15 protein-coding genes and 1 pseudogene are annotated in these 19,848 nt (G+C 68.2%); 12 read left to right on the top strand and 4 right to left on the bottom strand.

From position 1 onward, the window contains the following. Positions 1–184 precede the first annotated feature (184 nt). The 5 genes from KME82_RS19250 (at position 185) to KME82_RS19270 (ending at position 6,520) form a co-directional block, all read left to right on the top strand. On the top strand, positions 185–1,933 hold the full coding sequence (locus KME82_RS19250; RefSeq protein ID WP_215495452.1) for a glutamine--tRNA ligase/YqeY domain fusion protein: 1,749 nt from the start codon (positions 185–187) through the stop codon (positions 1,931–1,933). 17 nt (positions 1,934–1,950) lie between these two features. Beyond that, positions 1,951–2,505: a nucleoside deaminase gene (locus KME82_RS19255; protein WP_036115615.1), complete on the top strand. Its 555-nt coding sequence runs from the start codon at positions 1,951–1,953 to the stop codon at positions 2,503–2,505. Between the two features lie 138 nt (positions 2,506–2,643). After that, complete coding sequence (rlmM, locus tag KME82_RS19260) at positions 2,644–3,714, top strand: 23S rRNA (cytidine(2498)-2'-O)-methyltransferase RlmM (RefSeq protein WP_215495437.1); 1,071 nt, start codon at positions 2,644–2,646, stop codon at positions 3,712–3,714. Between the two features lie 200 nt (positions 3,715–3,914). Further along, positions 3,915–4,664, top strand: a complete 750-nt coding sequence (locus tag KME82_RS19265; protein WP_215495438.1) for a hypothetical protein — start codon at positions 3,915–3,917, stop codon at positions 4,662–4,664. Positions 4,665–5,176: 512 nt separating this feature from the next. Next, a complete protein-coding gene (locus KME82_RS19270) occupies positions 5,177–6,520 on the top strand; it encodes an MFS transporter (protein ID WP_215495439.1) in 1,344 nt (447 codons plus the stop codon). Between the two features lie 27 nt (positions 6,521–6,547). Here KME82_RS19270 and KME82_RS19275 read toward each other — a convergent pair whose 3' ends face one another. The 3 genes from KME82_RS19275 to KME82_RS19285 form a co-directional block, all read right to left on the bottom strand. Further along, positions 6,548–6,898 carry a hypothetical protein gene (locus KME82_RS19275; protein WP_215495440.1) on the bottom strand — a complete coding sequence of 117 codons (351 nt, stop codon included), beginning with the start codon at positions 6,896–6,898 and terminating at the stop codon, positions 6,548–6,550. Between the two features lie 175 nt (positions 6,899–7,073). After that, positions 7,074–8,273, bottom strand: coding sequence for an FAD-dependent oxidoreductase (locus tag KME82_RS19280; protein WP_215495441.1), 1,200 nt, complete (start codon positions 8,271–8,273; stop codon positions 7,074–7,076). Next, positions 8,270–9,631 (bottom strand): 2-octaprenyl-6-methoxyphenyl hydroxylase, encoded by a 1,362-nt coding sequence (locus KME82_RS19285; protein WP_215495442.1) that lies wholly within the window; start codon positions 9,629–9,631, stop codon positions 8,270–8,272. The genes KME82_RS19280 and KME82_RS19285 overlap by 4 nt, the downstream gene beginning before the upstream one ends. A gap of 345 nt (positions 9,632–9,976) precedes the next feature. Between KME82_RS19285 and KME82_RS19290 the strand changes: the two genes are divergently transcribed. Genes KME82_RS19290 through KME82_RS19300 form a run of 3 tightly spaced genes read left to right on the top strand, consistent with a single transcriptional unit; the run spans position 9,977 to position 12,056 of the window. Further along, the gene (locus KME82_RS19290; RefSeq protein ID WP_215495443.1) at positions 9,977–10,570 is read left to right on the top strand and encodes a hypothetical protein; all 594 of its coding nucleotides are present in this window, start codon (positions 9,977–9,979) and stop codon (positions 10,568–10,570) included. Between the two features lie 17 nt (positions 10,571–10,587). Next, entirely contained in the window at positions 10,588–11,142 is a 555-nt protein-coding gene (locus tag KME82_RS19295; RefSeq protein ID WP_036115608.1) for a cob(I)yrinic acid a,c-diamide adenosyltransferase, read from the top strand. Positions 11,143–11,144: 2 nt separating this feature from the next. Then, positions 11,145–12,056 carry a histone deacetylase family protein gene (locus KME82_RS19300; RefSeq protein ID WP_215495444.1) on the top strand — a complete coding sequence of 304 codons (912 nt, stop codon included), beginning with the start codon at positions 11,145–11,147 and terminating at the stop codon, positions 12,054–12,056. Positions 12,057–13,367: 1,311 nt separating this feature from the next. On the opposite strand, the gene msrB is transcribed toward KME82_RS19300, so the two are convergent. Next, complete coding sequence (gene msrB / locus KME82_RS19305) at positions 13,368–13,844, bottom strand: peptide-methionine (R)-S-oxide reductase MsrB (protein WP_215495445.1); 477 nt, start codon at positions 13,842–13,844, stop codon at positions 13,368–13,370. A 141-nt stretch (positions 13,845–13,985) separates the two neighbouring features. Between msrB and lptD the strand changes: the two genes are divergently transcribed. The 4 genes and pseudogenes from lptD (at position 13,986) to rsmA (ending at position 19,786) form a co-directional block, all read left to right on the top strand. Further along, on the top strand, positions 13,986–16,541 hold the full coding sequence (gene lptD / locus KME82_RS19310; protein WP_215495446.1) for an LPS assembly protein LptD: 2,556 nt from the start codon (positions 13,986–13,988) through the stop codon (positions 16,539–16,541). Beyond that, positions 16,538–17,915, top strand: a pseudogene (locus tag KME82_RS19315) (peptidylprolyl isomerase); the annotation flags it as partial. The gene lptD and the pseudogene KME82_RS19315, both read left to right, overlap by 4 nt. After that, positions 17,910–18,902, top strand: a complete 993-nt coding sequence (gene pdxA / locus KME82_RS19320) for a 4-hydroxythreonine-4-phosphate dehydrogenase PdxA (RefSeq protein ID WP_215495454.1) — start codon at positions 17,910–17,912, stop codon at positions 18,900–18,902. The pseudogene KME82_RS19315 and the gene pdxA, both read left to right, overlap by 6 nt. Next, positions 18,899–19,786, top strand: coding sequence for a 16S rRNA (adenine(1518)-N(6)/adenine(1519)-N(6))-dimethyltransferase RsmA (gene rsmA, locus KME82_RS19325; RefSeq protein WP_215495448.1), 888 nt, complete (start codon positions 18,899–18,901; stop codon positions 19,784–19,786). The genes pdxA and rsmA overlap by 4 nt, the downstream gene beginning before the upstream one ends. Positions 19,787–19,848: the final 62 nt, after the last annotated feature.

The raw sequence follows: 19,848 nt of genomic DNA on the forward strand, positions 1-19,848 counted from the left end.
TCTGCGCCCAGCATACGCCGGCCGCGCGCGCCCGGCCCATGAACGCTGTGTCCTGCGCGGCGATCGGCCCGACCCGGCAAGGGCCGCGACCGTTCAGGGCCGGGAGCACGGAATGCCGGCAACGGCTAAACTCCCGGTTCTCCCTTTCCTGTGTCCGCAAAGCATGTCTGCCGATCCCTCCCGCATGGCCCCCGAAATTCCGACCGACACCGCCGCCACGGCCGCGGTCAAGCAGGATTTCGTCCGTCAGATCGTTCGCGACGACCTGGCCAGCGGCAAGCACCAAGCGATCCGCACGCGCTTTCCGCCCGAACCCAACGGCTACCTGCACATCGGCCACGCCAAGGCGATCGCGCTGGACTTCGGCATCGCCGGCGAGTTCGGCGGCCGCTGCAACCTGCGCTTCGACGACACCAACCCGGCCAAGGAAGACCCCGAGTACGTCGCCGCGATCCAGGAAGACGTGCGCTGGCTCGGCTTCGACTGGGCCGAGCTGCGCCACGCCTCGGACTATTTCGAAGTGTTCTACCTGGCCGGCGAGAAGCTGATCCGCCAGGGCGACGCGTTCGTGTGCGACCTCAGCGCCGAGGAAGTACGCGCCTACCGCGGCTCGCTCAACGAGCCGGGCCGCAATTCGCCGTACCGCGACCGCAGCGTCGAGGAAAACCTCGACCTGTACCGGCGCATGCGCGCGGGCGAGTTCGCCGACGGCGCGCGCACCCTGCGCGCCAAGATCGACATGGCCTCGGGCAACATCAACCTGCGCGACCCGGCGCTGTACCGGATCAAGAAGGTCGACCACCAGAACACCGGCGACGCCTGGCCGATCTACCCGATGTACGACTTCGCCCATTCGCTCAGCGATTCGTGCGAAGGCATCACCCATTCGCTGTGCACGCTGGAATTCGAAGACCACCGCCCGCTGTACGACTGGTGCGTGGCCAAGGTCGACCTGCCGAATTCGCCGGAACTGCTCGCGCCGCTGCTGGCCAAGGGTTACCCGAACGAAGCGGCGATCCCGCGCCAGATCGAGTTCTCGCGCGCCAACCTCAACTACACCGTGATGAGCAAGCGCAAGCTCATGGTGCTGGTGCAGGAAGGTCTGGTCGACGGCTGGGACGACCCGCGCATGCCGACCCTGCAGGGCATCCGCCGGCGCGGCTACACCCCCGCCTCGCTGCGCCTGTTCGCCGATCGCCTGGGCGTGAGCAAGCAGAACTCGACCATCGACTACTCGGTGCTCGAAGGCTGCCTGCGCGAAGACCTCGACGCGGCCGCGGCGCGGCGCATGGCGGTGATCGATCCGCTCAAGCTGGTCATCACCAACCTGGACGACGCGCACGAAGAGTCGCTGCTCTTCTCCAACCACCCCAAGGACGAGCGCTTCGGCTCGCGCCAGGTGCCGTTCTCGAACCAGTTGTGGATCGAACGCGAGGATTTCGAGGAAGTGCCGCCGAAGGGCTTCAAGCGCCTGATTCCGGGCGGCGAAGTGCGCCTGCGCGGCGCCGGCATCCTGCGCTGCGATGAAGTGATCAAGAACGACGCGGGCGAGATCGTCGAACTACGCGGCACCCTCGACCCCCAATCGCGTCCCGGCATGGCCGGCGCCGATCGCAAGATCAAGGGCACCATCCACTGGGTCAGCGCGCGCCACGCCGTTGAGGCCGAAGTGCGGCTGTACGACCGATTGTTCGACGTGTCCGCGCCCGACGACGACAGCGACGGCAAGACCTACCAGGACCATCTGAATCCGAATTCGCGTCGCTCCGTGACCGGTTACGTCGAGCCGTCCGCGGCCGACGTGGCGCCGGAGCAGGCGCTGCAGTTCGAGCGCGTGGGCTATTTCGTCGCCGATCGCTACGACCACAGCCCGGGCCGGCCGGTGTTCAACCGCAGCGTCACCCTGCGCGACACCTGGGCGTCGAAAGAATGAGCCCGAAGATCCCCAACCTGCTGACCGCCTCGGTCACCCTGGCGCTGCCGAGCTGGATCGACGAAGTGGTCGACCGCAAGCGCGCTTACCTGGGCGACGACGACAAGGTTGCGCTGGCGATCGAACTGTCGCGGCACAACATCGAGCTGGGCACCGGCGGCCCGTTCGGCGCGGCGGTGTTCGACGGCAACGGCCTGGTGGTCGGCGTCGGCGTCAACCGCGTGGTGCCGCAGAACTGCTCGGTCGCCCACGCCGAGATGATGGCCTTCATGTGCGCGCAGGCCGCGGTGAGCGCGTTCCGGCTCAACGAGATCGGGCCGATGACCCTGGCCACCTCGGCCCAGCCGTGCTGCATGTGCTACGGCGCCAGCTTCTGGGCCGGCATCAACAACCTGCTGATCGGTGCGCGCTCGGAAGACGTGATGCGGCTGACCGAATTCGACGAAGGTCCGCTGCCGGCGGACTGGGTCGGCGAACTCGAACGCCGCGGCATCGCGGTGCGTCGCGACCTGCATCGCGACGCGGCCTGCGACGTGCTGCGCCGTTATGGCGAGAGCGGCGTTTCCTACTGATCCCCCGCTTTATGTAGGAGCGGCGCAAGCCGCGACCGCGACCTCTCGCCTGCGTCGTCGCTGTGAGGTCGCGGTCGCGGCTCGCGCCGCTCCTACATTGAGACACCCGCACCTCCGCAACCCATGTGAGTTCCGACGATGACCGAGTCCGCCCTGCTGTGTTGGTGCCGCGCCGGCTTCGAGCCCGAACTCGCCGCCGAATTGAACGAACGCGCCGCGATCGCCGGCCACCCGGGTTATGCGCGCACCCAGCGCAACAGCGGCTACGTCGAATTCATCGTCGAGGACGCCCACGCCCTGTCGCGCGCGCTGCCGTGGTCGCAGCTGATCTTCGCCCGGCAGAAACTGGTGCGCATCGCCGACCTGAGCGATCTCAATCCGGCCGATCGCATCACCCCGATGCTGGCCGCGCTCGATGCGCTCGGCGGCTCGGGCCTGAACGTGTCGATGTTCGGCGAGTTGCTGGTCGAACATCCCGATTCCGACGAAGGCAAGCAGTTGTCCGGCCTGGCGCGCAGCTTCGGCAACGCGCTGCGTCCGGCGCTGCGCAAGGCCGGCTGGCTCAGCAAGACCGACGACGCGCGCCGACCGCGCCTGCATGTCGCCTTCGTTGCCGGCGATCACGCCATGCTCGCGCTGTCCGATCCGCTCGACAGCTCGCCGTGGCCGCTCGGCATTCCGCGCCTGCGCATGCATCCCGACGCGCCGAGCCGCTCGGCGCTCAAGCTCGAAGAAGCGCTGCTGACCTTTCTCGATGCCGACGAGCGCCAACGCCGCGTGCGCGACAACATGCAGGCCGCCGACCTGGGCGCCGCGCCCGGCGGTTGGACCTGGGTGCTGATGCGCAACGGCATGATGGTGACCTCGGTCGACAACGGGCCGCTGAAGCAGGAACTGATCGACAGCGGCCGCGTGGATCATCTGCGCGCCGACGGCTTCACCTGGCAGCCCAGGCGCACCCTGGACTGGATGGTCTGCGACATGGTCGAATCCCCGGCGCGCGTGGCCGAGCGCATGGCGACGTGGTTCCGCGAGAACTGGTGCCGGCAGGCAATCTTCAACCTCAAGCTGCCGATGAAGAAGCGCTGGGAAGAAACCCGCATCTGTCTGGAAGCGTTCGAACACCAGGCCCATCGCCCGCTGATCGTGCGCGCGCGCCAGCTGTATCACGATCGCGAAGAGATCACGGTGTTCGCCACGCCGAAGTAAGCGGCGCTCGCGACGAAAACCTTACATTCGGTTGATCGCGCGTAAACAGTCGCGGCGATGCGCGCGACGCATTGAGCGATCTGCGTCGCATTAGGCGTCGACGCCGCGCGCAGGTTCAGCCTGGGTTGCGAAGATTTACGCGGCCTTGATATTGCGCGGTCTAGCGTCGGGGCGTCCCTCAAACGACGCGAGGCTCCGCCATGCAGCAGCACGCGAAACGCTCGAACCATTCGTTTTCCAAGCGCGCTTTCTCCAAGCGCACCCTCCTCGCCCTAGCGATGCTGACGGCATTGTCCGCCGGCAGCGCGCAGGCGCAGGTGCCGTCCAAGGTCCAGGCGAAGCACGATGCGATCGAGAAGGCCGAAATGGCCGCGGCCGAAGCGCGCGCCGCGCGTCAGGACGCGCAGACCGCACAGGCCGCGGCGCAGGCCGCCGCGGCGACCCGCGATGAAGGCGCATTGACCGCACGCGGTGCTTTGACTGCCGAAGCTACCGCCTACGATGCCAAGCAATCGGCGCTCGATGCCCAAGACGCGGCAATCAAGGCCCGTCGTGCCGCCGAAGCCGCGCGTTCGGCGCAGGCGTCGGCGGTGTCGGGCAACAACCCGACCGGCGCGGCGATCGAAGCGCGCGCGGCGATGAACGATGCGATGACCGCCAGTTCGATCGCCACCGACGCCACCACCACCGCCCAGGCCGCCGCGTCGGCGACCGCGGATGCGGTGCAACACACCGGCGCGGCCACCAACGTGCAGACGATGCCGCGCGCGATGGATGCAACGATCGAGCCGCGCATCGACTTCAGCGCGCTCGACGCCAACCGCGACGGCAGCGTCAGCCGGGTCGAGGCCAGTCTGAGTCCGGCGCTGACCGCCGACTTCGCCACCGCCGACCGCGATGCCGACGGACGTTTGAGTCAGCGCGAACTGGCCGGTTGGGCGCCGCGATAAGCAATGAGTCCCGCGTGACGCATCGAAGCGCGCGCCGGACCAAGTCGACAGGGGCGAGGACGCCTTCGGCAACGAAGGCGTTCTTGTTTGCATGGCACGGATTGGACCGGCCGCATCGCGCCGATATCCGGCATGCGTCCAACCCTCGTGATCAAGCGATATCGGCCTGCGGATAACGCGGCGATCGGATAACTACGTGTCGCGGCTTGCGTCGCTCCTACAGGGAGCCCACGTAGGAGCGGCGCAAGCCGCGACCGCGAATCCACAGACACCCGCGCTTGTTTGATTCACCACGCGCGCCGCCGCCCACATGACCTACCTGTAGGAGCGGCGCAAGCCGCGAGCGCGCCCCCGCAAACACTCGCGCCTACCCGCACAACCCGCGCCCGCTACACCCATTGCGCCCGAGCCGACAGACATCGCCACCGGCGAAAGCACCCCGCTTGCACTCCGCTTGCACCCCGCCCCCATTGCGGCATAGTGCCTTGCCCGCCCCGCCGCCCTCGCCGCCCATGCCCGCAAGCCCCGTCCCGACCGGCTCCGCCTCGATCGAATCCGCTGAGGTCGAACGCGCGCCCGCCCGCCGTCTCGATCGCAAGGACGCACGCACGCTGATGCTGGCCGCGCTCGGCGGCGCGCTGGAGTTCTACGATTTCGTCATCTTCGTCTTCCTGACCGAGACCCTGCGCCACCTGTTCTTCCCGCCCGACATGCCCGGCTGGCTGAGCACGCTGCAGCTCTACGGCATCTTCGCCGCCGGTTATCTGGTGCGGCCGATCGGCGGCATCGTCATGGCCCATTTCGGCGACCGCTCAGGGCGCAAACGCATGTTCACCCTGAGCGTATTGCTGATGGCGCTGCCGACCCTGTGCATCGGCCTGCTGCCGGTGTATGCGCAGATCGGCATCGCCGCGCCGCTGCTGCTGTTGGCGCTGCGTATCGTGCAGGGCATCGCGATCGGCGGCGAAGTGCCGGGCGCCTGGACCTTCGTCGCCGAACACGTCCCGCGCGGCCGGGTCGGTTTCGCCTGCGCCAGCCTGTCGGCCGGGCTCACCGCCGGCATCCTGATCGGTTCGTTGATCTCGACCGCGATCAACACCTGGTTCACCCCCGAGCAAGTGCTCAGCGGCGTGTGGCGCGCGCCGTTCGTGCTCGGCGGCGTGTTCGGTTTCCTCGCGGTATACCTGCGCCGCTGGCTCAGCGAAACGCCGGTGTTCGCGGCGATGCGCGAGCGCCGGCAACTGGTGCGGGAACTGCCGCTCAAGCAAGTGCTGCGCGATCACCTGGGCGGCGTGGTGCTGTCGATGCTGGTGACCTGGCTGCTGACCGCGGCGATCGTGGTGATCATCCTGATGACCCCGACCATCGTGCAGCAGCAGTTCGGCATCGCCCCGGCGCGCGCGTTCTTCGGCAACAGTCTGGCGGCGTTCTGCCTGACCTTGAGCGCGATCGGCGGCGGCCTGCTGGTGGACTGGCTCGGACGCGGGCGCGCGCTGTTGATCGGTTCGGTCGGCGTGCTGGTCAGCAGCTTCGCGCTGTACTACGACCTCAATCACGGCGCCGAGCATTTTCTCGCGCTGTATGCGCTGGCCGGTGTGTTCGTCGGCGTGGTCGGGGTGATCCCGGCGGTGATGGTCGCCGCGTTCCCCGCGCCGGTACGGTTCTCGGGGCTGTCGTTTTCCTACAACGTGGCCTATGCGCTGTTCGGCGCCGCCACCCCGCCGCTGATCAGCGGTTATCTGGCGCCGCACCTGGGCGGCATGGCGCCGGCCTACTACGTGATGGGCGTGGCGTTGGTCGGCATGGCGGTGGCGGTGTATCTGCTCAAAACGCAGCGGCGGTTTCACGAGGACTGAGCATCCGCACCCGCGCAATCGTGCGCGTCAGCAGCTCATGATGAAGACATTGCCGAACACGATCAGGCCCAGCAGCCACACGCCGAGCATCGGCACGCAGGCGGCCAAGGTCCACAGCACCCGCACCGCGGTTCCGCGCACGCGGGTGAAGCGGATCGCGGCGAACGGCGCGGCCAGCCCCAGCAGCACGAACAGGCCCAGCACGGTGAAACCGACGGCCCAGAACAGCGCGTTCTTGTCGGAGGAGCCCGGTGGGCATTGGGTGGTGGCCGCGGCCAGCATCGGGTATGCGGTCGAGGCCGCGATGCTCAGGCGCGCGAACCTGCGCGCGCTGGCCGATCGTGTCCGCCGGTTCGAATCGGGTATCGCTTCATCCATGGGCGTGTTCTCCAATTCCAGTGCGGCCGCTTTTTGTGGGAGGGAGCTTCAGCTCCGATGCTTTTGTTTCCGATCGCCAGTAACTTCACTGAAGAATGCGGCGATCTGAGCCGAAAGCATCGGGGCTGAAGCTCCCTCCCACAAAAGAAATCGGAACTGCGCGGGGTGGGGTGGCTCAAACCCCCGCCGCACGCCGCCAGAAATAATGCGTCAACGGCGGCAGCTTGCCGGCCAGTCCGAGCAACGGTCCGCGCAGCATCGTCGCGGCGAAGTCGTCGTTCGAGAACAGCTTGTTCAAGCCATCGAACCCATACGCCGCCAGCGCGTTCTCGCTGCGGCGTTCGCGCGCCCAGCGTTGCAGGCGCGCGGGCGAGCCGATGTCGAGGCCGCGCTTGCGCGCCTGCGCCAGCGCGCCGCGCAGGCCGGAGATGTCGCGCAGCCCCAGATTGACGCCCTGCCCGGCCAGCGGATGCACCACGTGCGCGGCATCGCCGGCGATGACCACGCGGCCGGCGACATAACGCTCGGCCAACTGGCGCCGCAACGGGAACGCAGCGCGCTCGGATACACCGGTCAAGGCGCCCAGACGTCCGGCGAACGCGCGTCCGAGTTCGTCGAGGAACGCCGCGTCGTCCAGCGTCAACAGCCGCTCGGCTTCGGCATTGGGCAAGGTCCAGACGATCGAACTGCGGCGGTCGCGCGCGCCGGGCTCGCCGACCGCGGGCAGGAACGCCAGCGGCCCGCCCGGCAGAAAACGCTGCCAGCAGGTCGCTTCGTGGCTCAGTTCGCTGTCGACGTAGGCGACCAGCCCGCGCTGGCCGTAATCGTGCGCGGGCGCCTCGATACCGGCCAGTTCGCGCAATCGCGATTGCGCGCCGTCGGCCGCGACCACCAGCCGCGCGCGCAGGCGGCGTCCGCTGGCGAGCACCACGCCGACACCGTCGGCGGCATCGTGCTCGAGGGCTTCGACCGCGTCCGGACAATGCAGATGCACGCCGGCTGCCGGCAAGGCCGACCACAGACGATCGACCAACACGCCGTGCTCGACGATCCAGCCCAACTCGCGCCGGCCGAACGCGTCGGCATCGAAATGCAATTCGCCGCCGCCGGCCGCGTCCCACGCCCGCATCGCGCGATACGGCTGCAGCCGCGCGGCCTGCACCTCGGTCCATACGCCCAGATCGTGCATAAACGCGGCGTTGTCGGGCGCGAACGCGTACACGCGCAGGTCCGGATGTTCGGGCGACCACGGCGCGGGTTCGCGCGCTTCGACCAAGGCCACCTCGAAACCGTCGCGAGCGAACGCCAGCGCCGCCGCTGCGCCAACCACGCCCGCGCCGACCACGACGATGTCCAACGCGTCGCGCCGGCTCATGCGCGGCCTCCGCGCAGCGCCGGCTCACCGCCGCGACACAGCGCCGGCACGTCGCCGCGATAGCCCATCGCGCCGCCGACCAAGAGCGACTGCGCCGTCGGCAGACGATCGAGCGCAAACAACCCCAGGCTGCGCAACGGGCGCATCAACGCGGTTTCGTTAGAGCCCAATCGCGCCAGGCCGTCGGAGAATTCGATGGTGCTGTCGCGATCGGGCTGACGCCGCCGCGCGTAACGCTCGAGCAGATCGGCGCTGCCGCAGTCGGCCTTGTCCGCGCTCGCGGCAAGATCGTGTTCGATCAATTCGGCCAGGGTCATCGCATCGCGCAAGCCCAGGTTGAAACCCTGCGCGCCGATGGGATGGATGGTCTGCGCGGCATTGCCGACCAGCACCGCGCGCGGTGCGACGGTGCGGGCGGCGAGCACGCGGATCGCCGGGTACAGACTGCGCGCGCCGCAGGCCACGAAGCGTCCCGCGCGCCAGCCGAACGCGTCCTGCGCGCGGGCGAGAAACCCCGCTTCGTCGAGCGCGGCCACCGCGGCGGCCTCGTCGTTGGCGACGCCGTGGATGAAACCGTAGTGGCGATCGCCGCGCGGCAACAACGCGGTCGGGCCGTCGTCGCCGAGGCGCTCGTAGGCGGTGCCGTCGGGCGCGCGCTCGCTGCGCACGCGGGTGACGAACAAGGTCTGGCCGTAGTCGTATTCGTCCGCGGCGATGCCCAGCGCGTCGCGCACGCCGCTGCGGGTGCCGTCGGCGGCGACCAGCAGCCGCGCGCGCAGGACGCGTTCGCCCGCGCCATCGGCGACCCGGATCGCACGCCACTCGGAGCCCGCGCCGGCACCAGCGCCTACGCCGCGTCGAGAGGCGTCATCGCCGTCGCGTGCTTGGGTTTGATCTAGCGAGCCGGCATCACGCGTGCAGGTTTCGTCGGCCAGACCGACGAACCGCACCGGCCGGTAGCGATGCAGGCGCGGCAGTTCGGCCAAGCGCGCTTCCAGCGCTTCGCCGAAATCGCGCGCCACCACGATGCGGCCGAATTCCTCGCGACCGTAGCGTTGCGCGTCGAGCACCGTGCGACCGAAATCGCCGCGCCGACTGATGTGGATGCGCCGGATCGAACCGGTCGGCGCGCGCAGCTTGGCCATCACACCGAGCGCATTGAGCGCGTTGAGGGTGGCTTCGGCGAAGCTGAGGTTGCGTTCGTCGAACACCGCCGGCAATGCGCCGGGCGGCGCGGCTTCGATCAGGCCCACATCCAGGCCGAGCCGGTCCAGGGCGATCGCGAGACTGGCCCCGACCAGGCCGCCACCGACGATCAGGACGTCGTGACTGGCGTGCGGCGCGGGGGTGGAAGGCATCTGCGGCTTTGCATCTGAAGTCATGCGTTCATGATACGACCGCGTCCGTGCAGCGTCTGTTCGGATCGGGGTGGATGCGGGCGCCACATCGTCGCGGCGCGGCGGCGGAACCAGCCGCGTCGGGCCTGAAAGGCCCTCCCACCAAAGGATCGCAGCTTCACGCGCCTGGAACCCACGAAGTCTTTTGTGGGAGGGCTTTCAAGCCCGACGCCTTTCTCTCAGACTTGTCGAATCAATCACTTAGCGCCCCACCTGCGCCCCCGCCCCAACCAAACCGGCACTTTCCCCGCAGGTTCCTTAGAATGTGCGGATCGACGCGCCAGTCCGGCGTCAGGAGCCCTGGCCATGAAGCCGAACACCCAACGCACCCTCATCCTCGCCCTGCTCGCCGTGCTGATGATCGGCACCCGCGTCAATCACTGGACGCCGATTCCGGATGCGTCGTGGGCGGTGTTCTTCATCGGCGGCTTCTACCTGCGCAACTGGACCCGCTGGGCGTTCCCGCTGCTGATGGTGCTGGCGGTGGCGATCGACTACGCGGTGATCACCGGCCAGGGCATGAGCTTCTGGCAGCACTACTGCGTGTCGGCGGCGTACTGGTTCCTGGTGCCGGCGTACTTCGCGATGTGGGCCGGCGGCCTGTGGGTCGCGCGCAATTACTCGCGCAGCTGGCGCACGCTCGGCCTGACCGCGGTCGCGCTGCTCGCGTCGGTCGCGCTGTGCCAGCTGCTGAGCCAGGGCAGCTTCTACTGGCTGTCGGACTCGGTCGCCAACAAGTCGGTCGCCGGCTGGGCCGCGAATTATTTCGAATGGCTGCTGCCGTACCTGCGCACCACCGCGACCTACGTCGGCATCGCCACGCTGGTCCAGGCGATCGCCGCCGGCGCGAGCAAGACCGACGCGCTGCCGGGCCGTTCCGACGACGCGCGCAAGCGCTGATCGGGCGGCGCGGATCGATGGGCAACCGTCTTTCGAAAATCTATACCCGCACCGGCGACGACGGCAGCACCGGCCTGGGCGACGGCAGCCGCACCGGCAAGGATTCGGCGCGCGTCGATGCCTACGGCACGGTCGACGAAGCCAATTCGACCATCGGCCTGGTGCTGGCGAGCGAGTTGCCGCAGCTGGTGCGCGATCAACTGGTCGCGATCCAGCACCAGATGTTCGACCTCGGCGCCGAGCTGTGTATCCCCGGCCATGCGGCGATCTTCGATGCCGACATCGATCGGCTGGAACAGTGGCTCGACGGCCATAACGAAGACCTGCCGCCGCTGAAGGAATTCATCCTGCCGGCCGGCGGCGAAGCCGCGGCGCGCTGCCACATCGCGCGCACCGTGGTGCGCCGCGCCGAACGCGAGACCGTCGCGCTGTCGCGGCAGGAAAGCATCCGGCCCGAAGCGGTGCGCTATCTCAATCGCCTGTCCGACCTGCTGTTCGTGCTCGCCCGCGTGCTCGCACGCGCGAGCGGCCACGGCGAGGTCACCTGGAACCACGAACGCCGCAAGGGCTGACCGTGCGCATCTACACGCATCCGGCTTGCACCCGTCACGATCCCGGCCCGGGTCATGCCGAGCGGCCGTTGCGTCTGGTCGCGGTCACCGAAGCATTGCGCGAAGCCTTCCCGGATCTGGATTGGCGCGAAGCGCCCGCCGCCAGCCGCGGCCAGCTGCTGCGCGCGCACACCGACGAACTGCTGGCGCTGGTGCTCGACACCGCGCTCGACGGCCCGATGCACCTGGACCCCGACACCGTGCTCGCGCCCGGCTCGGCCGAAGCCGCGCTGCGCGCGGCCGGCGCCGGCGTGGCCGCGGTCGACGCGGTGCTCAAGGGCGAAACCCGGCGCGTGTTCTGCGCGGTGCGCCCGCCCGGCCATCACGCCACCTTCGAGGTGGCGATGGGCTTCTGCCTGTTCAACAACATCGCCGTAGCCGCCGCGCACGCCTGCGAGAAGCACGGCCTGTCGCGGGTGGCGGTGATCGATTTCGACGTGCATCACGGCAACGGCACCCAGGCGATCTTCGACAGCGACGCGCGAGTGATGTACGTCAGCTCGCACCAGATGCCGCTGTACCCGGACACCGGTTCGGTGCATGAGCGCGGCGTGGGCAATATCGTCAACGCCCCGCTCGCGCCCGGCACCGGCAGCGACGGCTTCCGCCGCGTATGGCGCGAACGCCTGCTGCCGACGATCGATTCGTTCCGCCCGCAGCTGGTGCTGATCTCGGCCGGTTTCGATGCGCACAAGCGCGATCCGCTGGCGCAGGTGGAACTCGAGGGCGAGGACTTCGCCTGGATCACCCGCGAACTGGTGGCGATCGCCGATCGGCATGCCTTGGGTCGGGTGGTATCGATGCTGGAAGGCGGCTACGACCTGGCGGCGTTGCGCGAGAGCGCGGTGGCGCATGTGGGTGCGTTGATGGCCTGAGTGCGGTTTGCGCTCGGGCGGCTCGCGAATTGCGCGAGCAGGTTCTCAACCTTTCCTGATTGAGGCCGTCGGTTGAGCGATTGCGCGCATACGCGAGCAAAGCCGCTTCGCCTTCGCCTTCGCCTTCCCCTTTGCCTTTGCCTTTGATCTTGAGCTTTTGGCCCGGCGCGGCTTGTAACTCGCGATGCAAAAGCAGGCCCGAAGGGCGGCACGCATGGATGCGTGCCGTAGGCCACCCAGGACATGGATGTCCTGTGTGGCCTACCCCCGCGTATGCATCGATCTTGCGGGCTCTTGATTCGAAACAGGAACGCCTTTTTCTTTGGTGACTTTCTTTTGTGGCTCTGGACAAAAGAAAGTTACCCGCCGCTTTAGTGGCGGAAGCTTTTGATCTTGCTTGCAGCTCCTAAAAGGCTTCATAGCTTTGAAGCCGTGGAGCCTTTGAAGCCACAAAGGCAAGATCAACGGCTTTCGTCCGCAAGCGGCCGAGTTACTTTCTTTTGTCTAAAGCAACAAAAGAAAGGTAACCAAAGAAAAATGCTTTTCTTTGAATCAAGTGCCCGCAAGTGCGGTGCTGACGCAGGCATGCGCCACACGGGACATCCATGTCCCGGTGGCGCGCGACGCGCATCCATGCGCGTCGCCCTCCGGGTGTGCTTTTGTTCTCGCGAGTTACAAGCGTCGCAGCGCTGGCTGGACTGCGCGGCATCAGGCTCAAGCCGAAGCTGCCTGGCCTTCCTGTAGGAGCGACGCAAGTCGCGACCGCGGGACCGCAACTACGGCGCAGCTTGCGAGGTTGTCGTGATGGCGCGGTCGCGGCTCGCGCCGCTCCTACAGGGAGGCCATGCGGATTGCGATCCGCTCATGCGCGATCGGCGCAATGACCACTGCGCAGGTCTTGCAAGGGCGGCCTATGGCAGCCCAAGTCACTACCGCCATCGGGCGGCCACCCGCGCAGCGCTGGATGGACTGCGCGGCATCAGGCTCAAGCCGAAGCTGCCTGGCCTTCCTGTAGGAGCGACGCGAGTCGCGACCGCGGGACCGCACCTACGACGCAGCTTGCGAGGTTGTCGTGATGGCGCGGTCGCGGCTCGCGCCGCTCCTACAGGTAGGCGATGCCGGTGGCGATCCGCTCATGCACGATCGGCGCAATGACCGCTGCGCAGGTCTTGCAAGAGCGGCCTATGGCGGGCCCAAGCCACGACCGCCCTCGAGCGGCCACCCGCGCAGCGCAGCACACCCGCCCGCGAAGCCGCCGGCAGCCAAGCGCAGCGCAGGACTCATCAATCGGCACTCACCACCGACCGCCAATCACCCACCCGAAGCCTTGCCCTCACCCGTCCCTTCGAACCCCAACGACGCCGAGTTGATGCAGTACCGCAACCCGGTCGGCTTGGGACCATCCGGAAACAAGTGCCCCAGGTGCGAGTCGCAACGCGCACATTTGACCTCGATCCGGCGCATACCGTGACTCTCGTCGGCATGCTCGCTGACCGCTCCAGGTGCCAACGGCTGCCAGTAGCTCGGCCAACCGCTGCCCGAGTCGTACTTGGCGTCCGAGGAGAACAAAGGCTCGCCGCAGGCCACGCAGGTGTAGGTGCCGGCCTCCTTGTGGTTCCAGAACTTGCCGGTGAAGGCCCGCTCGGTGGCCGAGCAACGGCAGACCGCGTATTGCTCTGGCGACAATTGCTCGCGCCATTCAGCTTCACTCTTGGCGACCACGGTGGCCTGCGGTTCGGCCGCGGCGGGGGCGGACGGGTCCCGGTTCGGGTGGGGGTGCTGGCTCATGACGTCCTCCTGGGTAGGCAAGCGGATCGATACGGCGTTCGCGGAAGATGAACGCCGAAGCCCGATAGATGGCGCTCGCGTTGCCCGCTTGCAAGGGATACGGCAAGCTAACGGCCGTTTTTCCGTCTGCCGGATGCTCGCGTGCGCAAACCCTTTCGCCTGCTCCCGTTATCGTTGTGCATCGCCATCGCCCTGCCCGCTTACGCGGCGGACGACAACGAGAATTGGGGGCTGTGCCCGCTGATCGACGCGGTGCCGTCCTTCGACGACGCCCCCGCGCCCACCGGCACCGCCGACCAGCGCGCCGCCCAGCCGACCGACATCGACGGCGGCACCCTGCAGCGCGGCAGCGACGAGCAGAACATCGTGGTCCAGGACAACGTCCGGCTCAGCCGCGGCGACCAGTTCCTGGGCACCGACAAGCTCAGCTACAACCAGGAGTCGGGCAAGTACACGGCCGAAGGCCACGTGCGCTACCAGGACTCGAGCATGCGCATGGTCGCCGAGCACGCCGAGGGCGACCAGAACGCCGACCAGCACCGCATCGACGACGTCGAATACCAGCTGACCTCGCGTCGCGGCAACGGCGGCGCCGAGCAGATCGAATTGAACGGCGCCAAGGGCGCCCTGCACGGTTCGACCTACTCGACCTGCGCGCCCAACCAGCGCGCCTGGGAACTGCGCGCGCACCGCATCGACCTGGACACCGAGAGGGGCATGGGCGTGGCGCGCAACGCGACCTTGCGCATCGGCAAGATCCCGGTGCTGTACGTGCCGTGGTTCATGTTCCCGATCGACGACCAGCGCCGCACCGGCCTGCTGTATCCGAACATCGGCCTGTCGGGCAAGAACGGTTTCGACTGGCGCCAGCCGATCTACCTCAACCTGGCGCCGAACTACGACGCCACCTTGTTCCCGCGCTACATGAGCAAGCGCGGCGTGGCGATGGGCGGCGAGTTCCGCTGGCTGTACGAGCGCGGCTCCGGCGAGGTCTCGGCCAACTGGATGCCCAACGACGACCTGCCCGGCAACGATCGCGGCCGCTACACCGACTACCGCCGCAACGACCCCAACGGCCTGTTCGAGATTCCGAAGGACCGCCTGCCGGAGAAGAACCGCGGCGAGTTCGCGCTCAAGACCCAGCACCGCCTGGACGGCGCCTGGTACGCCGGCGCCAACCTGGCCTGGGTCAGCGACAAGTACTACCTGCAGGACTTCAGCAACAGCCTGTACGGCCAGTCGGCGATCTCGCTGCGCAGCGAAATCGGCCTGTACGGCCGCGGCCGCTACTGGGACGCGAGCATCATCGCCGACCACAACCAGCTGGCCGACTTCACCTTGCAGGAAAACTCGCTGGCCTACGACCGCCTGCCGCGCGCGACCTTCCACTGGGCCCAGCCCTGGGGCAAGTGGGTCGAGACCGGCCTGGACACCGAGGCGGTGCGCTTCCAGCACGAGGACATGAAGTTCACCCCGGGCGATCCGGCCGCGCCGGTCGGCCTGCGCCGCGAGATCCCCGGCGGCAGCCGTTTCGACATCAAGCCCTATGTGAGCTTCCCGCTGGAAGGCTCGGCCTGGTTCATCCGGCCCAAGCTGGCCTGGCGCTATACCGCGTACGAGCTCGACGGCGACCTCGCCCAGCAGCTCGCGGTCAGCCAGGCCGCGGCCTTCGCCACCGACAACAACGTGCCCAACACGCCCGAGCTGGTGCGCAGCTTCTACGACAAGTCGCCCAGCCGCAGCCTGCCGATCACCTCGATCGACGCGGGCATGTACTTCGACCGCGAGACCGAAATCCGCGGCGAAAACTACCTGCACACCCTGGAGCCGCGGGTGTTCTACCTGCGCGCGCCGTACCGCGACCAGGGCGGCATCCCGCTGTTCGACACCAACCCGATGTCGTTCAGCTGGGGCGCGCTGTTCCGCGACAACCGCTACTCCGGCGCCGATCGCCAGACCGACGCCAACCAGCTGACCACCGCGCTGACCACCCGCCTGATCAATTCCGAGGACGGCCGCGAGCGCCTGGCGGCGAGCATCGGCCAGATCCAGTACTTCGACGACATCCGCGTGGTCGCCGGCGCCGAAACCCCGATCAAGCAGGGCAAGTCGGCCTGGGTCGCCGACGTCAGCGTCTCGCCGAGCGACCGCTGGACGATCAACGCCACCTACCAGTGGGACCCGCGCCTGCGCAGCGAGGACCTGGCCACCCTGCGCGCGCGCTATCTGTTCGGCGACGCCGGCGTGGTCAACTTCGCCTACCGCTACCGCCGCAACCTGTCGGTGCCGCCGACCGCGCCGCGCGACCAGCGCGATCAGTTCGAGCAGGCCGACTTCTCGTTCCTGTACCCGATCAACAACAACTGGAGCATGGTCGGCCGCTACTACTACTCGATCAAGGACAAGCGTCCGCTCGAGCAGATCGCCGGCGTGCAGTGGGAAAGCTGCTGCCTGGCGGTGCGCCTGATCGCCCGCCGCTACCAGCGCAATCGTTCCGAAGACCTCAACAGCTCGCTTCAGGTGGAGTTCGAGCTCAAGGGCCTAGGCTCCGCCGGCCAGAACACGGAGCGCGTTTTGCGCCGTGCTATTCTCGGCTATAACCGCGACGACCTGTATCTGGCGCCGCCGTCCCCCACGGTCAGCCGCCAGAACAGCGGCAACGACGCCGACGACTCGACCCTCGACCCGACCCTATGACCAAACTTTTCGCGAGTCCGTTGCTCGCCGGCCTGATTGCCGGTGGCCTGCTGTTCGGCGGGGCCGTCCACGCCCAGGACGTGCAGCCGATCGATCGTATCGCCGCCGTCGTCGACGAAGACGTGATCCTCAAGACCGAGCTCGATCGCGCGGTCGCCAACATCCTGACCCAGTACGCCGGCCGCAGCGAGCAGTTGCCGCCGCGCGACGTGCTGGAAAAGCAGGTGCTCGAGCGCCTGATCCTGCTCAAGATCCAGGTCGCCCAGGCCCAGGGCACCGGCGTGCGCGTGACCGATCAGGAAATCGATCAGGCCATCGGCGGCATCGCCCAATCCAACAAGATCAGCGTCGAACAGCTGCGCCAGCAGCTGACCCGCGACGGCAGCAGCTACACCGATTTCCGCGCCTCGATCCGCGACGAACTGCTGGTCCAGCGCCTGCGCCAGCGTTTCGCCCAGACCCGGGTCACGGTCAGCGACGCCGAAGTCGACGCCGCGCTGTCCGCGCAGGCCAACACCGGCACCCAGTACCACCTCGCCCACATCCTCGTGGCCCTGCCCGAGGGCGCGACCGCCGAGCAGATCGCGACCGCGCAGAAGAAGGTCGACGGCGTCAAGGCGCTGATCGACAAGGGCGAGATGGACTTCAACGCCGCCGCCGTGCGCTATTCCGACAGCCCCAACGCGCTGGAAGGCGGCGACCTGGGCTGGCGCAACGCCGACGAAATCCCGGCCGCGTTCAGCGACCTGATGAAGCAGATGAAGCCGGGCCAGATCACCGCCCCGATGCGCGGCCCGAGCGGCTTCCAGTTGCTCAAGCTGGTCGAAGTCCGCGACGCCTCGAAATCGGCGCCGCAGATGGTCACCCAGTACCACGCCCGCCACATCCTGGTCCGGGTCAGCGACCAGGTCAGCGAAGCGCAGGCCAAGGCCAAGGCCGAGACCCTGCGCGCGCGCATCGCCGGCGGCGCCAAGTTCGAGGACGTGGTCAAGGAAAGCTCCGAAGACCTCGGCACCCAGAGCAAGGGCGGCGACCTGGGCTGGTTCATGAAGGACGAATTCGGCCCCGAGTTCGGCGGCGCCGTCACCGGCCTGGCCGACAACGAAGTCTCGCAGCCGATCCACACCAGCGCCGGCTACCACATCGTCCAGCGCCTGGGCACGCGCGAGAGCGACGTCGCCGACCAGAGCAAGCGCGCCCAGGTCCAGGAGACCATCGGCCGCCGCAAGCTGGAAGAAGAGTGGAACCGCTTCCTGCGCGAGAAGCGCGGCGAAGCCTACGTGGACTTCCGCGTCGGCAAGGGTTCGGAGGGCAACCAGCCCGGCACCGAGACCACCCTGCCGACCGCCAAGCCCGCCGGCAGCTGACGTGACCCCGCCCCGGCTCGCGCTGGTGCCGGGCGAGCCGGCCGGCGTCGGGCCGGAGCTGTGCGTGCGGCTGCTGCAACGGCCGCGCGATTACGATCTGGTCGGCTTCGCCGATCCGCGCAGCCTGCGCGCCGCGGCCGACGCGCTCGGCCTGCCCCTGACCCTGCTGCCGCCCGATCGCCCCTCGCGGGCGCCCGGCGAACTGGCCCTGGTCGAAATTCCCAACCCGGTCCACCCGGCCTTCGGCACGCCCGAGCCGGCCAACGCCGCGGCGGTGATCCAGGCCCTGCTCGACAGCGCCCAGGGCTGCCTGGACGGCCGTTTCGACGGCGTGGTCACCGGTCCCGTCCACAAGGCCGTGATCAACGCCGGCGGCATCGCCTACACCGGCACCACCGAACTGCTGGCGCAGCAGGCCGGGCGCGAGGTGGTGATGATGCTGGCCAACGACATCGTCCGCGTCGCGCTGGCCACCACCCACCTGCCGCTGCGCGCGGTCGCCGACGCGATCGAGCCCGGCGCGCTGAGCCGCACCTTGCGCACCGTCGACGCCGCCCTGCGCCGCGATTTCGGCATCGCCCGGCCGCGCATCGCCGTGCTCGGCCTGAACCCGCATGCCGGCGAAGCCGGGCACCTGGGCATGGAAGAGATCGAAGTGATCGAACCGGTCATGGCCGCGCTGCGCGCCGAAGGCCTGGACCTGATCGGCCCGCTGCCGGCCGACACCGCCTTCCTGCCGGCCAAGCTGCAAGGCTTCGACGCGGTCCTGGCGATGTACCACGACCAGGGCCTGCCGGTGCTCAAATACAGCGGCTTCGAGCGCGCGGTGAACCTGACCCTGGGCCTGCCCTACCCGCGCGTCGCGGTCGATCACGGCACCGCGCTGGACCTCGCCGGGCGCGGCCTGGCCGACCCGTCCAGCCTGATCGCCGCCGCCGACACCTGCGCGCGCATCGCGCGCACCCGCCGCAACCTGCCCGGAGGCACGCCATGACCGGCACCGCCAAGAGCCACGGAAAGGGCTTCAAGCCCGAAACCAAAGCATCATCCAAAGGCTTTTTCGCCGAGGCGAAAAAGCACCTGGGCCAGCACTTCCTGCACGACCAGGGCATCATCTCGATGATCGTGCAGGCCGTGGACCCCAAGCCCGGCGACCGCCTGGTCGAGATCGGCCCGGGCCAGGGCGCGATCACCTTCCCGCTGCTGGACCGCCACGGCGAACTGACCGTGATCGAGTTCGACCGCGACCTGATCTTCCCGCTCAGCGAAGGCGCGCGCGCCCACGGCACCCTGGAAGTGATCCACCGCGACGTGCTGACCGTGGATTTCAGCGCGCTCGCCAACGAAAGCCCGATCCGCCTGGTCGGCAACCTGCCCTACAACCTGTCCTCGCCGATCCTGTTCCATGCCCTGGACCACGCCGGCTCGATCGTCGACATGCACTTCATGCTGCAAAAGGAAGTGGTCGACCGCATGGCCGCCGGCCCCGGCAGCAAGGTCTATGGCCGGCTCAGCGTCATGCTGCAGGCGTATTGCCAGGTGATCGCGCTGTTCGACGTGCCGCCCGGCGCATTCCGTCCGCCGCCGAAGGTCGATTCGGCGGTGGTGCGGATGATCCCGCACCCGCCCGCGAAGATCGGCATCGACGACCGCGCGCTGTTCGCGCGCGTGGTCCGCGACGCCTTCGGCCAACGCCGCAAGACCCTGCGCAACGCCCTGTCGCGCATCTGCGAAGGCGCCGCGATCGAAGCCGCCGGCCTGCGCCCGGATGCGCGCGCCGAGCAGATCGACGTCGCCGATTTCGTGGCCCTGGCCAATTGGCTCAAGGCCAATGCGCAGGTTGAGGCCGATACCGGAACGACCAACGATCCGGATTAAGCGAGTGATCCGGATCGTTGACCGGGCACAGAGATAGCAGCCGGCCAAGCCGAAAAATCAGC

This window comes from Lysobacter capsici, from assembly GCF_018732085.1.
GTDB classification, from domain to species: domain Bacteria; phylum Pseudomonadota; class Gammaproteobacteria; order Xanthomonadales; family Xanthomonadaceae; genus Lysobacter; species Lysobacter capsici_A.

What these genes read in the sequence shown, in the direction of transcription:
- KME82_RS19265 (WP_215495438.1), top strand. Translation starts at nt 3,915, where the DNA reads ATGCAGCAGCACGCGAAACGCTCGAACCATTCGTTTTCCAAGCGCGCT.
- KME82_RS19285 (WP_215495442.1), bottom strand. Translation starts at nt 9,631, where the DNA reads ATGCCTTCCACCCCCGCGCCGCACGCCAGTCACGACGTCCTGATCGTC.
- KME82_RS19275 (WP_215495440.1), bottom strand. Translation starts at nt 6,898, where the DNA reads ATGGATGAAGCGATACCCGATTCGAACCGGCGGACACGATCGGCCAGC.
- KME82_RS19250 (WP_215495452.1), top strand. Translation starts at nt 185, where the DNA reads ATGGCCCCCGAAATTCCGACCGACACCGCCGCCACGGCCGCGGTCAAG.
- KME82_RS19295 (WP_036115608.1), top strand. Translation starts at nt 10,588, where the DNA reads ATGGGCAACCGTCTTTCGAAAATCTATACCCGCACCGGCGACGACGGC.
- KME82_RS19290 (WP_215495443.1), top strand. Translation starts at nt 9,977, where the DNA reads ATGAAGCCGAACACCCAACGCACCCTCATCCTCGCCCTGCTCGCCGTG.
- msrB (WP_215495445.1), bottom strand. Translation starts at nt 13,844, where the DNA reads ATGAGCCAGCACCCCCACCCGAACCGGGACCCGTCCGCCCCCGCCGCG.
- rlmM (WP_215495437.1), top strand. Translation starts at nt 2,644, where the DNA reads ATGACCGAGTCCGCCCTGCTGTGTTGGTGCCGCGCCGGCTTCGAGCCC.
- KME82_RS19280 (WP_215495441.1), bottom strand. Translation starts at nt 8,273, where the DNA reads ATGAGCCGGCGCGACGCGTTGGACATCGTCGTGGTCGGCGCGGGCGTG.
- KME82_RS19270 (WP_215495439.1), top strand. Translation starts at nt 5,177, where the DNA reads ATGCCCGCAAGCCCCGTCCCGACCGGCTCCGCCTCGATCGAATCCGCT.
- rsmA (WP_215495448.1), top strand. Translation starts at nt 18,899, where the DNA reads ATGACCGGCACCGCCAAGAGCCACGGAAAGGGCTTCAAGCCCGAAACC.